11 protein-coding genes are annotated in these 13,990 nt (G+C 57.7%); 5 read left to right on the top strand and 6 right to left on the bottom strand.

The genetic code is table 11. The features are described 5' to 3' along the window. The first annotated feature begins 76 nt into the window (after positions 1-76). Entirely contained in the window at positions 77-1,294 is a 1,218-nt protein-coding gene (locus EY643_RS19395; RefSeq protein WP_153240806.1) for a glycosyltransferase, read from the top strand. A 12-nt stretch (positions 1,295-1,306) separates the two neighbouring features. Here EY643_RS19395 and aguA read toward each other — a convergent pair whose 3' ends face one another. The 3 genes from aguA to EY643_RS19380 form a co-directional block, all read right to left on the bottom strand. Beyond that, positions 1,307-2,395 carry an agmatine deiminase gene (gene aguA, locus EY643_RS19390; RefSeq protein WP_153240805.1) on the bottom strand — a complete coding sequence of 363 codons (1,089 nt, stop codon included), beginning with the start codon at positions 2,393-2,395 and terminating at the stop codon, positions 1,307-1,309. Beyond that, positions 2,392-3,270: an N-carbamoylputrescine amidase gene (aguB, locus tag EY643_RS19385; protein WP_153240804.1), complete on the bottom strand. Its 879-nt coding sequence runs from the start codon at positions 3,268-3,270 to the stop codon at positions 2,392-2,394. The genes aguA and aguB overlap by 4 nt, the downstream gene beginning before the upstream one ends. Before the next feature lie 91 nt (positions 3,271-3,361). Beyond that, complete coding sequence (locus EY643_RS19380; RefSeq protein ID WP_153240803.1) at positions 3,362-4,102, bottom strand: TrmB family transcriptional regulator; 741 nt, start codon at positions 4,100-4,102, stop codon at positions 3,362-3,364. 132 nt (positions 4,103-4,234) lie between these two features. Here EY643_RS19380 and glmU point away from each other — a divergent pair, with 132 nt between their 5' ends. Continuing rightward, entirely contained in the window at positions 4,235-5,605 is a 1,371-nt protein-coding gene (gene glmU / locus EY643_RS19375) for a bifunctional UDP-N-acetylglucosamine diphosphorylase/glucosamine-1-phosphate N-acetyltransferase GlmU (protein WP_153240802.1), read from the top strand. A gap of 1 nt (position 5,606) precedes the next feature. Beyond that, positions 5,607-7,436, top strand: a complete 1,830-nt coding sequence (glmS, locus tag EY643_RS19370) for a glutamine--fructose-6-phosphate transaminase (isomerizing) (protein WP_153240801.1) — start codon at positions 5,607-5,609, stop codon at positions 7,434-7,436. 40 nt (positions 7,437-7,476) lie between these two features. Here glmS and EY643_RS19365 read toward each other — a convergent pair whose 3' ends face one another. Then, on the bottom strand, positions 7,477-9,390 hold the full coding sequence (locus tag EY643_RS19365; protein ID WP_153240800.1) for a hypothetical protein: 1,914 nt from the start codon (positions 9,388-9,390) through the stop codon (positions 7,477-7,479). Positions 9,391-9,551: 161 nt separating this feature from the next. On the opposite strand from EY643_RS19365, the gene EY643_RS19360 reads away from it, so the two are divergent. After that, entirely contained in the window at positions 9,552-9,962 is a 411-nt protein-coding gene (locus EY643_RS19360; RefSeq protein ID WP_153240799.1) for a SirB2 family protein, read from the top strand. Positions 9,963-9,966: 4 nt separating this feature from the next. Here the strand turns inward: EY643_RS19360 and EY643_RS19355 are convergent, their stop codons facing one another. Continuing rightward, positions 9,967-10,326, bottom strand: coding sequence for a hypothetical protein (locus tag EY643_RS19355; RefSeq protein ID WP_170287475.1), 360 nt, complete (start codon positions 10,324-10,326; stop codon positions 9,967-9,969). A gap of 58 nt (positions 10,327-10,384) precedes the next feature. After that, positions 10,385-11,515 carry an SPOR domain-containing protein gene (locus tag EY643_RS19350; RefSeq protein WP_170287474.1) on the bottom strand — a complete coding sequence of 377 codons (1,131 nt, stop codon included), beginning with the start codon at positions 11,513-11,515 and terminating at the stop codon, positions 10,385-10,387. Positions 11,516-11,827: 312 nt separating this feature from the next. Between EY643_RS19350 and uvrD the strand changes: the two genes are divergently transcribed. Beyond that, positions 11,828-13,981 (top strand): DNA helicase II, encoded by a 2,154-nt coding sequence (gene uvrD / locus EY643_RS19345; protein WP_153240797.1) that lies wholly within the window; start codon positions 11,828-11,830, stop codon positions 13,979-13,981. Positions 13,982-13,990: the final 9 nt, after the last annotated feature.

The raw sequence follows: 13,990 nt of genomic DNA, 5'->3' as shown, positions 1-13,990 counted from the left end.
CTTTGGTTTATATCTTAAGCAATTAACATTACTTTTAGCTATTACACGATATAACCATGCTTTATAAGGCCATGCAATGGGCAATAATTCCTCCCTGCGAGTACTGCTAGCCTGGGATTTTGGTGCAGACCTGGGCCATCTTGCCAGGTTACGACCCCTGGCCCAATCGCTTGAGGCGCGCGGGCATGAGGTGTTTTTTGCTGTTCGCGATTTCAGTCGAATAGACGCATTACCGGCTTCCATGCGGGTAATGCCCGCCCCGATGGTTTCGGTTTCAGCGGTAGAGGGGAAAATCCGCGAAGCCGCCACATTTGCGGATATTCTCTACAACGCGGGTGCGGCAGATGCACGCCTTCTGGGCGGGCTGGTTCGGGGATGGAGGAACCTGTTCGAACTGGTGCGCCCGGATGTAGTAGTTCAGGATTACTCGCCGTTTTCCCAGATAGCGTTACAGGGCCTGGATATTGCCAGGGTCAATGTTGGGACCGGCTTTGTGTGCCCGCCAAACATATCGCCCTTGCCTGACATTCGACCCTGGGAAGATCACTACCCAGAGCGCCTGCAGCAAACCGAGGCGGAGGTCACGGAAACCGTAAATCGACAGCTAGCGCTTCAAGGAGAAGCGCCGCTGCTGGGGCTTGGGGAACTGTACCAGCGAACTGACGCCAACTTGCTGGGCACCTTCGCCGAATTGGACCACTATCCGCAGCGGGCAGCAGTGCTCGACGGAAGGACGCGCTACTGTGGCATCTGGTCAGACCTGCAGGGAGTTGCCCCAGATTGGCCTGCGGTTGATGGGCCTCGCGTCTTCGCTTATCTCAAGCCCTTTCGCGGGCTGCCACGCCTGCTGGACCACATGCAGTGCAGCGGTTGCACGGTACTGGCGTATCTCGCTGGAGATTTTGATGTGCACCGTTGGCAGGGCGAAAATATGCGTATTGTCAGCACACCGCTCGATATGGAACAGGCTCGCCATCAGTGTGATATGGCGGTATTGCACTCAGGCCATGGCAGTACCGCTAACCTTCTACTTGCGGGCAAGCCGATTCTGCAATTGCCCGCCCATGTCGAGCAAAATCTGACGGCAATCAATACCGAGCGATTGGGTGCCGGGGTGTCGGCGAATCTGGGGAATGCGGACGCCATCAGGGAAGCGTTTGATCGTGTTGCTACTGACCCCTCTATTGCGGCGGCAGCTCACGCCTTCGCTGCAAAGTATGCCGGTTTCAATCAGGAGCAGGCCTTGCAAGCAGCAGTGGAAGAGATCGAGGTAATCGCGCGGGCGAAAAAGTGACAGTGGTCGGTTTCAGGCTGGAATCTGTTGGGTAATACAGTGGATATTGCCGCCGCCAAGCAGTATCTCTCGCCCGGGGATGCCCACCACTTCATGTTCAGGAAATACCCTCTCCAAGATCGCCCGCGCTGCGTCGTCGGTGGCGGCATCTAACAGGGGAAATACCACCCTGGCGTTGGTGATGAGGAAATTGGCATAGGACCCAGCCAGCCTTTCCCCTGGCTCGCGCACCATATTGTCTGACAGCTGAATGCCAGCGGCCTCCTCTGCAGACATGAACAGAGGCCCGGGCAGCGGCAGTTTGTGTACCGTCAGTTCGCGCCCAGCGGCATCTGGTTGCGCGCTCAGCACAGCGAGCGCATCGCGACAGATGTTGTAAACGGGATCTGCCGGGTCGTCGCACCAGGTCAGCAGGACTTCGCCAGGGCGAGCGATGTGCAGGATATTATCGATGTGGCCATCGGTTTCGTCGTTGACCACACCCAGCGGCAGCCAGAAAAAGGTGTCTACGTTGAGATAGTCTCTGAGCAGAGCTTCGATGTCGGCCTGCCCCAATTGCGGATTGCGACCGGGGTGCAGCAGGCACTCAGCGGTGGTAATGCAGGTGCCTTCGCCGTCCACGTGGATCGAGCCACCCTCGAGTACCAGCGGAGCGCGATAGCGATCTTCGCCGCGTGCCCTCAGCAAGGACGAAGCCAGCGCCTCGTCCAGCGACCAATCCTCATAGAGACCATTTACCTCCCCGCCCCAGGCATTGAAGTGCCAGTCCACCCCGCGTACGGCTCCCTTATTGTTCACAACGTAGCTGGGGCCGATATCGCGCATCCAGCTGTCGTTGCAGGGGATCTCGAGCAACTCGACTTCATTAGGTAGCATGGCCCGGGCGTTATGAGCCTGGCCTGCTGAAACGCACATTTTTACTGGGGTTTCCGCCACGATTGCAGAGGCGACAGCGGTGAACGCTTGCTGGGCCGGGCCGGCATTATTGCGCCAGTTGTCGCTGCGTTCTGGCCAGGCCATCACCACGGCCTGTTGCGGCTCGTGTTCTCCGGGCATGCGGAAGCCATCAGCCCGCGGGGTGCTGGTCAGCGTTGCGCTCATGTATTGTCGCCGCAGGCCAGGCTGGCGATGGGGTTGTACAGCTCCGGCCGGCGGTCACGGAATAGCCCCCACGCCTGGCGGTATTCCGCCGTCGCGTCCAGGTCGATTTCGGCGATCAGGATTTTTTCCTCATCGCGTCCAGCTTCAGCAATTTTCTCGCCGGTGTGGTCGGTAATGAATGAGGAGCCATAGAAGGTGGTGGTGATGCCGTCGTCTTCCTCTACGCCGATCCGGTTTGAGGCGATGACTGGCAGCACGTTAGCGGCAGAATGGCCCTGCATGACGCGTTGCCAATGGCCGCTGGAATCGAGAGTTGGATCTTGGGGTTCAGTGCCGATAGCGGTGGGGTAGAACATCGCTTCTGCACCCATCAGGGCACAACAACGAGCAGTTTCGGGAAACCACTGGTCCCAACAAATACCTGCCCCAAAGACTCCGTAGCGGGTTTTCCATACCTTGAATCCGGTGTCCCCGGGAGTGAAATAGAATTTCTCACAATAGCCCGGGCCGTCCGGGATGTGGGTCTTGCGGTAGTTATCCAGGACCGTGCCATCTGCGTCGATCATCACCAGGGAATTAAAGAACGTATTGGTATCGCGCTCGTAGTAACTGATGGGCAGTACCACCTGTAGTTCTGCGGCCAGCCGGGCGAAGCGTTCAATAAGTGGATTGCCGACGCGCGGCTTGGCCAGGTCGAGGTAGCGATACTGCTGCGTTTTGCAAAAATAGGGCGCCTCAAACAGCTCCTGGAGCAGGATTACCTGGGCTCCGGCTTCGTGTGCATCGCGGACAGCCTGTTCGGCTTTGGCGAGATTGGCGTCTATATCCCAACTGATGGTCAGTTGCGTGGCGGCGAAGGTAACAGTACGGCTCATGAATTTTCCCGGCGGCTGAATGGATCGGTTAAAGCATAGAAGAAAATAGCGGGTTCTGGATTACCACCAAGGGGTTATCGCGAGCCTGTGGTTACAACAGCTCCCACAGGGTGTTGAACAGGATCTGCTGGGTGGAAGCAATCGCCGCTGAATCGATAATGACAACCACCGGGTAGTTTTTTTCCGCCAGTGTAATCATCGCGACTTTCGGGGGGTAGATCGCAATATAGGAAGCGTCACTGGTGTCGGGTGCCGGCAGCCACTTGCGCTCTGCGTATTCCGCCTCGTCACCACCCTCACCGACGGCAAGAACGCGCACTCGGATGCCCCTCGCCTCGCGCTGACGGGTGAAATTTGGAAAGGGCCGATAGAGGTGCTCGCGCAAGGTTTTGGTCGAGATGACCGAGTAGCCGCGTTCGGGGTCACTGGCTGTGCTGTCAAGAATATCCCGCAACACCAGCTCGACACCGTCGTCTCCTTCATAGAACCGAACATTGCCGGGGCTGAACTTGCCCTGGGATTGCTTGAGCTCGGGTATGACTTCCGTGCGCAGCTGCTCCATGGCCTGGGAAAGCGCCTGTTGGCGCCGTTCGCCTAACTGCAGCAATTGCTCTGGCTCTTCGGCCTGGAAGACGCGCCGCTTGCCTCGGGGCAGGTAATTGACAACGCCCTTGGTGGCCAGTTGTTTGAGGGTCTCGTAGGTTGAGCCCCGGTTCACCCCCGCCTCGGTTGCGACATCACGAATGGATGCAGGGCCCAGCCTGAGCAGAGCCCGGTAGATTTTGATTTCCCGCTTGTCGAGGCCTATCTGTTGGAGGCTGTCGTATTTCATACGTTGTCAATTTTCTTATGACAAAAGGCGTTGTATTGATAAAAGCTATAAGTAATATGCGCTTAATCAACGTTATATGTCAAAAAAACACTGACAGGCGGCTTGAGTCTGGCCGCCTCATGGATATTTTCAATGAACCTCGAAATCGTTATTCTCGCTGCGGGCAAGGGCTCCCGTATGAAATCTCAATTGCCCAAAGTTTTGCATCCGGTTGCCGGGCGGCCGATGCTGCAACGTGTAGTGGACACCGCCAGGGCCCTGTCACCCAGGGCGGTGCACGTGGTGGTTGGCCACGGTGCGGAAGATGTCATGCAGGCTGTTGATGACGCTGCGATCAACTGGGTCACTCAGACCGAGCAGAAGGGCACTGGCCACGCTGTCCTTCAGGCCTTGCCGCACATCGGCAGCGACAGCACGGTGCTGGTGCTCTACGGCGATGTACCGTTGATCCGCGCCGAAACCTTGTCTGAACTGGTTTCAGCGGCGACCACCGCCCCTGCGGTACTCACCGCCAGGGTAGCGAGCCCCGCGGGTCTGGGCCGTATTCTTCGGGACAATACCGGCAAGCTCTTGTCTGTGGTCGAGCACAAGGATGCCAGTCAGGCAGAGCTGGCCATCGACGAGATTAATACCGGCGTCATGGCGGTGCCGGCTGTCGATTTGCAGGCCTACCTGCCACGGGTGGGCAATGAAAATGCCCAGGGTGAGTACTACCTGCCGGACGTGCTGTCATTGGCTGTGGCTGATGGCCGTGCCGTGGCCAGCTGTATTGCCTCCTCGGAACTGGAGGTGCTCGGCGTGAACGACCGGGTCCAGCTGAATCGGGTTGAGCGTGAGTTTCAGCGCCGCCGGGGGGAAGCTTTGCTGCTTGAGGGCGTGGCCGTTGCCGACGTCTCGCGGCTGGATATCCGCGGAGAACTCGTTTGCGGTCATGACGTTTTTATCGATGTGAACGTGGTCTTCGAGGGTGTAGTCAAATTGGGTGATGGTGTGAAAGTTGGCCCTAACTGTGTAGTGAAAAACACGACCGTGGAGGCCGGAGCACATATTCACGCTATGAGTCACCTCGAGGATGTGTCTGTTGGTGCTGAGGCCAATGTTGGTCCCTATGCCCGCTTGCGCCCTGGAACAGAGCTTGCGGCAGGGGCAAGAGTTGGCAATTTTGTCGAGACCAAAAAAGCGAAAATCGGTGCCGGTAGCAAGATCAACCACTTGTCCTACGTGGGCGATTGCGAGATGGGGGCGGGCGTTAACATCGGCGCGGGCACGATTACCTGCAACTACGATGGCGTGAACAAACACAAGACGAGCATGGGTGACGGGGTCTTCGTAGGTTCCAACAGTACTCTGGTGGCGCCGCTGTCCATCGAAGACGGTGGATTCATCGGCGCCGGGTCCACGGTCACGAGGGCGGTAGCAGCGGACGAATTGGCGGTGAGCCGGGCCAAACAGCGCAATATTCAGGGCTGGAAGCGGCCGACCAAAGCGGGCGGAGACGAATAGCATGTGCGGTATTGTGGCGGCCGCTACGCGGCGCGAAGTTAGTGAAATCCTGCTCGAGGGCCTGCGTCGTCTCGAGTATCGAGGATATGACTCGGCGGGCATGGCCTTGCTGGACAATGAGTCCAACCTGCTACTGCACAAGCAGTTGGGCAAGGTCGCCGAGCTGGAGAAGGCACAGGCGCAGCAACCGCATCATGGTTGCACCGGTATTGCCCACACTCGTTGGGCGACCCACGGTGAGCCGTCTGCGGCAAATGCGCATCCGCATGTGTCGGGCGACAGGATAGCGCTGGTACACAATGGCATTATCGAGAACCATGCGGCCCTGCGTGAAGAGCTGGAGGGGCAGGGGTATGAGTTCTCCTCCGGGACAGATTCCGAAGTCATAGTTCATCTTCTGCACAAGGCACTTGCCGATGGCGCTGACTTGATGGGGGCAATGCGTTCGGTGGTAAACCGTTTGGAGGGTGCCTACGCACTTGCCGTTATCGACCGAGAGCATCCTGAACAGGTTGTCGGCGCGCGCCAGGGCAGCCCGCTCGTGATCGGTATAGGTATCGGTGAGAATTTTATGGCGTCTGACCAGATGGCCCTGCGCCAGGTGACAGATCGATTTATCTATCTGGAAGAGGGCGACATGGTTTGTATTACGCCTGCTGCCATCAGCATTTTTGACGAAGCCGGCGAACCAGTGCGGCGCGAGAAAACGCGCATTGCCGAAGCAGAGGAGTCAGTGGAGCTGGGCGACTTTGACCACTATATGCTCAAAGAGATTTATGAGCAGCCGAGAGCGTTAGCGGCGACGTTCAATGCGACCGCTGGGCATGAGATAGCGGATTCCGCATTCGGCGAAGGTGCCGCAGACATTTTTGATCGGGTCGAGGCGGTTCAGATAGTCGCCTGTGGCACGAGCTTTCATTCGGGAATGGTAGCGCGCTATTGGCTGGAAGAGCTGGCCGGGATTCCCTGCGAAGTGGAAGTGGCCTCGGAGTTTCGGTATCGCAAACGGGTACAACATCCAGGGACACTGTTACTGACCATATCCCAATCTGGCGAAACGGCAGACACCCTTGCAGCGTTGCGCGATGCGGGGGCAGATGATTTCGTCGGTAGTCTGGTCATCGCCAATGTCGACAACAGTTCTCTGGTACGTGAAAGCGATCTGGTGTTCCTGACACGCGCTGGTACAGAGATCGGGGTTGCCTCCACCAAGGCCTTCACCACCCAGTTGGTTGCCTTGTTGATGTTCACCGTTGCGCTCGGTAGACGCAACGGAATGGCTGCCGAGAAGCAGCAGGAGCTGGTGAACGCTTTGCAAAAGCTGCCGGATTTTGTGCAGCAAACACTGGAACTCGATGCAGATATCAAGCAGCTGTCAGAGGCCTTTATTCCCAAGCATCACTCGCTTTTCCTCGGACGGGGCATCCACTATCCGGTGGCGATGGAGGGCGCACTGAAGCTTAAGGAAATCTCCTATATCCACGCCGAGGCCTATCCCGCCGGCGAGCTGAAACACGGCCCACTGGCTCTGGTGGATGATGATATGCCGGTTGTGGCGGTGGCGCCCGGAGACGAGTTGTTGGAGAAGCTCAAGTCGAATCTGGAAGAAGTTCGCTCGCGCGGTGGAGAGTTATTTGTTTTCGCTGACCGTCAGGCCGGTTTTATCAGTGAGCCGCGGATAAAAGTGCTGCCGATGCCGCACTGCCCCGAGGTTGCCAAGCCGATTGTATACACGGTTGCGTTGCAATTACTGTCTTATCACGTGGCGGTGCAGAAGGGCACGGATGTTGACAAGCCGCGCAACCTGGCGAAGTCGGTCACCGTCGAGTGACGCTGAACCGCAGTGCAAGCACTGCGGTTCTCGAGGGGCATCAGCGTTGGTGCCGCTCTTCGACTGCCTTGCGTCGGGCCTGAAGTGAACGGTGCTCTTTATGCGCTCGCTCGTGATTGGCCATGCGCCGGGGGAAGTTCTTCAGGTCGCGATATTGCCCTGCAAGGCGCGTGTCCTGAAGGGGACCAGCAGACAGCAGCGGGAGGCTCTCACACAGGCCGATACCGGTCTGGAGCTTTGTCTGTTCAGGTACTGCGTCGAGATACTTTGAGACATCTGCCTCACCCAGAATGGTGCTTAACACTAATCGGGCGCGCTCTTTGATTTGCGGAACGGCCGCTCGATTGACGCTGCCCCAGCGCACCGTGTATTCGGTGCATACCGGTTCGGCGGAAATGGGGACATCAACAAACGCCTGCATTTTGTTCAGGCCGAAGAAGTAGCGCATGAGCACCTCTTCCACCAGCGATGCCGTGTCTTCATAAATGTTGGAATAAGCGTAGAAGGCATTTGCACTGTCGGCGGCAAATTCATTGCCAATCGCATCTCCGGATAGAGACAGAATGTCTGCGCTGGCTTCCGCACCCTGGAACAACACATTGCCCACCCGGTATAACAAATCTGAGTTGAGCGGGTAAGTGTTGGCCAGTGATGTGGAGGCGTCCTGGCCGTTAAGCAAGAAGTAATAGTCCAGAGGAGTGCGTGTGCCACTGGCATCAGGGGTGATCGCCGGATGAATGTAGTCATTGGCGTGGGCCAACTCGTGAATCAGGACATATCCGAGCGGCCAGATGATATCGCTCATACCGCGAGTGTAGCCCTCAGGGTACGAACTGCTGGAGTACCAGGCGTAATTGGAGCCGGCCAGGTAGGTGCTCGCAGGGATAAAGTTTAGCGCGGCGCCGAAGCCGGAGCGAAAGTCGGGTTCCCAGTCGATGGTGTTGCGCTCCGCGGGGGTGAGCCACAAGTCTTGCGGGTCGATATGGATGGCGCTGGTCAGTGGTGTGAAGAAAGAGGGCCGAACCTCCGAGCCGATGACGATGGCGGTTACTCCGCGAAACATCTTCAACATCTCCGGGGGGAGCTGTTTGAGAACGTTGGCAAAGCGCTGGCCCATCCAGCCATGGGAAACAACCACGCGGTGCATTACGTCTTGAAGGGTCGGAGAGTCAGTGACCGCTCCGACGTACGGTAAGGTTTCCATGGAACAGAGGCTGTGCACATCGTTGGCAGTGGCGCAGCCAACAAGGACATTGGTCCACGGTGAGTTCTTGCTGTGAGGCTTGAAATCGGTAACCGGGTTCATGTAATCGTCGTTACCGAACTCGGAGCCCACGGTGGCCAAGGTCCCTTCCTCGTCCAGAGTCGACAGGAATAACCAGAATTCGTCAGCGGTGTATTGGCTGACCGGTAGCTGGAATTCGAAGTTGTCACCCACTCGCCGGCCGGCAACCACCAGGCTCATTCCCGGTGGAGCGACAAAGGCACGCAGTGCTGCGCTGGGGTCACCACCGATCAATTGGATACTGTCGACCGGAATTGTCAGCGTACGGCTGAGTTCGTTCCAGAAATACTGATAGTCGATGAGTTGCAGTGGGCCGGCATAACCGGGCAGAAAAGTAGCGTCCAGGGGGACTTCTCTATCTTGCCCCCAGGCCTCTTCGGTCAGCTCCAGTGGGCACTCCAGGAAATCCCCGCCCTTGCAGATGGCATTCCAGCTCTCGAAATAATGGCTTGGCGCCGGCACCGGCCAGAAGGTTTGCTGGAAGTCTTCATTGATCTCGAGGACGTAGCCGTCCTGATAAATTGCGCTCGATTCGGCGCCAAAGATGAACCCTTCACCCTGTATCACTATCGGCATACGGCACGCAGACAAAAACGCGACAAGTGCCAGCGTAATGAACCTGACCTTGCCTCGAAAGCGTCGACGAGGGAGAGCGAAAAATGATTGCATGCGATGATTCTCCAGCATTTTTAAACCCGCGGATCCTTCCACAGGCTGTTCTAGATAATTAGGCGAAGCGGGGAGTTTATCAGCCGGTAAATGGTACTTCCATCGGACGGAGCGATCCTTGAGATTCGCTGTGGCCCTGATAGCCTGACGGACCAATACTGTTGAGCGGTCGCACCCAAATGTTTGAATGGTTGAAATGCCTGCACGTGAGTTGCGCGGTGCTGTCGATCGCGGGATTTGCCCTGCGCGGTTACTGGGTGCTTTCGGACAATGCTTTGCGGGCTCACAAGCTCACCCGGGTGGCGCCACACATGGTGGATACACTGTTGTTGGCCAGCGCTATCGGAATGCTGGTTATCTGGCAGGTGTCGCCCTTCCAGTTGGACTGGGTGATGGTGAAAATAGGCGCCTTGCTACTGTACATCGGGCTGGGAATGGTCACGATGCGGTTTGCTCGAACCCGGATGTGGCAGAGCGTTTCCTATGTGGCGGCCCTGATGGTAGCGCTATACATTGTGGCGGTGGCGAGGGCTCACTCACCCCTGGGGCCAGTGAGCCTGGTGCTCGGGTAGCTCCCTATTGGGCGCTGGCAGCCTTGTACTCACGAACCTCAGTGTTGAACTGTCCAGCCACCGCTTCTTCGGCAGAAACCGCGGCGTTGTAGGTTTCTTCGGCGGCTTTGAGCATATCAGCAGCTCCCTCAGCGCCTTCATCCAGCTTCGCTTGAGCCGCCGCAATAGTGGGTTCCAGACACTGCATGTACGCGAGGTTTGCCGCCTGGAATGCTTTCACTGATTTTTGACCCGCAAGCATTTCTTCCATGCTGGCGCTAGCGCCATCAGGCAGTTCAGGGGCTGCTGGTGCTTCGCAATCGGCCGCAAGAGCGGAAGTGCTGCCCAGGGCCAGAGCGAGGGCGGAATACTTGATCATTTTCATTGTGAATATCTCCATTCAGGGGAGCAAAACCTTAGCAGGCCCGCCTTGACCTGCCAAGTCAGCCAGATTGACCCACCCACAATTTTGGCAACTCATAGCGGCTCTCGAGGCGCCTGGCGGTGGCATCGGCCTGCTCTCGGCTGGTGAGGTTGACGACCCGCACTCGATAGAATGTACGGCCAGACTTTTCACCAGTGATGACGACAACCTCACCCGCACCCGGTTTGAGTCGTTCGGCCCAGCCTTGCGCTGTCTCTTCCTGGCTGTAGGACCCGAAATTCACGAACCAGCTACCGGATTCCACAGTGGCTGGTGCAGCGGACGACGGCTTGGGAGCGGGAGCTGTAGAACGCGCCACAGGCTTGGGCGCGGGTTTTGCCGCGGCCGCAGGGGCAGGACTGGGTGGAGCGGGTTTGGGTTTGACCAGCGCATCCTGTTGCGCGGCAAGCTGACTTTCCAGGCCGCTGACAATGGCCTGCAGACTGCGATTCTCTGCCGTCAATAATTCCAGTTCTGCTTCGAGGTCAGCGTTGAGTTCTACCAGCGCTTCATTGCTGGCGCGAGTTTCTGCAACTTCACTAGGGTTGGCCGCTGTGGCGAGGTTTGACTGTAGCCGGCGGACTTCTTCCTGCATCTCGGCGCGCTGTTGCATCACACCGTAACCTCCCGCACCCAGTAGGAGAAGCGCGACCAGGCCGACAAGGATCAGGCCGAGCGGCAGAGTGATTTCGCGGTCTTCGTCTTCGTAGTAGTCCTGACCGTCGTCTTCTTGATCGTCCTCGTCCCAATCTGTCTCGTCGCCGGCCGGTGCAGCCATCGCAGGCATCGGGTCAGTCTGTGGAACTGGAGCGTCCTCGGGCGAATCCTCTTCGTATGGAGTGTCCACTGGAGCTCCCCAGGGGTCTGTTTCTTGGGGCTCCTGGTCATCCCAGGTGACGGTTTCGGTCGGTTCAGCGTGATCTTCAGGAGAGTCATCAAAGTAGGCCGGCTCGTCCTCATCGACACTTTCTTCGAGGTCATCATCGGCATCAATGTCAGAAAACATGGCGTTGTGATCGGTATCGCGGTCGTCGTCTGATTCATCACTGTCGTCGAAATCATCAAACAGCCGTTCGCGGGGCTCCCAGCTCTGGTCGTCGTCGACCTCGAGATTCAACTGCTCTTCTTCGCGGTCTTTATCGTTATTCATGGTCTTTTTACCCCGTCCCCTTTGCCGGGATAGTATCAGACCCTTTGGGCTAATGCTGCCCAAGCAGGTCCAATTTTGGTTGCGCATGGCTTGTAGGTTGCGATCCAATCTGCCGAGCTGACGCCCGACCTCCTCGTCCTCGTTTTCGGTACAACAGCTCAGGTTCTCCGGCCATGACTGAGCCCTTGGGAGGGTGGGGCTGTCGGTGGCCGCAATGGAATGTATTTCCTGTTTTTCGGCGGGCGTTTCCAGCGCCGATTTAAGATGGAAAAAATTAGAACCAGAGTGGTTGCAGTCGGTTAGAATGCGGCGATGGATGTATCAGAAATTCTCTCCCCCCTTAATGAAGCCCAGCGCCAGGCGGTAGCCGCCGAGAGCGGTAATCTGCTGGTGCTGGCTGGAGCCGGCAGTGGCAAGACCCGCGTGTTGGTGCACCGTATTGCGTGGTTGATCCGTGCAGAGGGCCTCTCGCCCTGGTCAATACTGGCGGTGACATTCACCAATAAGGCGGCCAAAGAAATGCGCTCGCGCATCGAGGAAATGCTGCAGGTGCCTTCCCAGGGTATGTGGGTGGGTACCTTTCACGGCCTCGCCCATCGGCTGCTGAAGGCACACTGGAAAGAAGCGGGCCTGCCGCAGAATTTCCAGATCCTGGACAGCGACGACCAGTTGCGTCTGGTTAAGCGGATCTGCCGCGAGCTCGAGCTCGACGATGGCCGTTGGCCGCCCAAACAGGCGATGTGGTACATCAACTCGCAGAAGGACGAGGGCCTGCGATCCAAGCATATAGATGTTCCCCACGGTGACCTCTTTGGCCAGACCATGCTGCAGGTATACCGGGCTTACGAAGAGGCCTGTGAGCGCGGCGGCATGGTGGATTTTGCCGAACTGCTGTTGCGGGCGCACGAGCTCTGGCTAAAATCGCCGGAAACTCTTGCGCACTATCAGGGGCGCTTCAAACAGATACTGGTGGACGAATTCCAGGATACCAACACCATTCAATACGCCTGGCTGCGGGTGTTGGCAGGTAAGCATATACCGGTGATGGCGGTCGGCGACGACGACCAGTCTATTTACGGTTGGCGCGGGGCCAAAATTGAAAACATCCAGCGTTTTACCGATGATTTTGAAGGCACGGGTACTGTGCGCCTGGAGCAGAATTACCGCTCAACCCAGACCATTCTACAGGCCGCCAACGGCGTTATCGGTTTTAATTTCGGTCGCCTTGGCAAGGAGTTGTGGACAGCTGGTGAGACCGGGGAACCTATCACGCTGTACGCCGGTTTTAACGAACATGACGAGTCGCGCTTTGTTGTCGAGCAGGCGCAGCAATGGATAGACAACGGCCAAAACCGTTCTTCGGTAGCCGTACTTTACCGTTCCAACGCCCAGTCGAGGGTGTTGGAAGAATCGCTGATTCGGGCCGGCATTCCCTACCGCATCTATGGCGGCCAGCGTTTTTATGAGCGCCTCGAAATCCGCAATGCGCTCGCCTACCTGCGCCTGATCCAGAGCCGGGGTGATGACGCTGCCGTGGAGCGGGTGATCAACACGCCGCCGCGTGGCATAGGGTCGAAAACCCTCGATGTGGTGCGCGAAGTGGCACGCAGCCGGGGCGTACCGCTGTGGCAGGCCATCGCCGCTGCAGTAGAGGAAAAACTGCTGCCAGCGCGAGCACTCGGTGCCCTGGATGGCTTTGCCGTGCTGATCAACGAGCTTGACTCGGGCACCGATGAGTTGCATCTGGAGGAGCTGGTGGAACATGTGGTCCACGCGTCGGGCCTGATTGAATTTCATCGCAAGGAGAAGGGTGAGAAGGGCCAGGCCAGGGTAGAGAACCTGGAAGAACTGGTGAGCGCTGGCAAGCAGTTTATTGCCGAAGAAGGTGATGACGCCCCACCCTTACAGCAGTTTCTTGACAACGCCGCGTTAGACGCCGGCGATGCCCAGGCCGAAGAACATGAAGACAGCGTGCAGTTGATGACACTGCACTCAGCCAAGGGCCTGGAATTTCCATTGGTATTCCTGGTGGGTATGGAGGAGAACCTCTTTCCCCATCGCATGTCCGCTGAAGAGCCTGGGCGGATGGAGGAGGAGCGTCGGCTCTGCTATGTCGGGATTACCCGGGCGATGGAGAAATTGGTGCTGACCTACGCCGAATCCCGGAGGCTCCATGGCAGTGAAACGTTTAATGCGCCGTCCCGATTTGTGCGCGAAATTCCTGCAGAGTTGCTGCAGGAAGTGCGATTGAATACCACCGTGGCACGGCCGGTCAGCTCACTCTCACAGGCTGAAATTCCCGATACCGGGCTCAGCCTCGGCCAGCGGGTGTACCACCAGATATTCGGTGAGGGCACCGTGCTAAACTTCGAAGGCCGCGGCAGCAGTGCCCGGGTGGAAGTGAACTTCGACGCCGAGGGGAGCAAGTGGTTGGTGCTGCAATACGCCAATCTGCAGCTTGTCTAAAAGCAATAA

This window comes from Halioglobus maricola, assembly GCF_009388985.1.
In the GTDB taxonomy this organism is placed as follows: Bacteria; Pseudomonadota; Gammaproteobacteria; order Pseudomonadales; family Halieaceae; genus Halioglobus; species Halioglobus maricola.
This window is presented reverse-complemented; position numbering and strand designations above follow the sequence as displayed.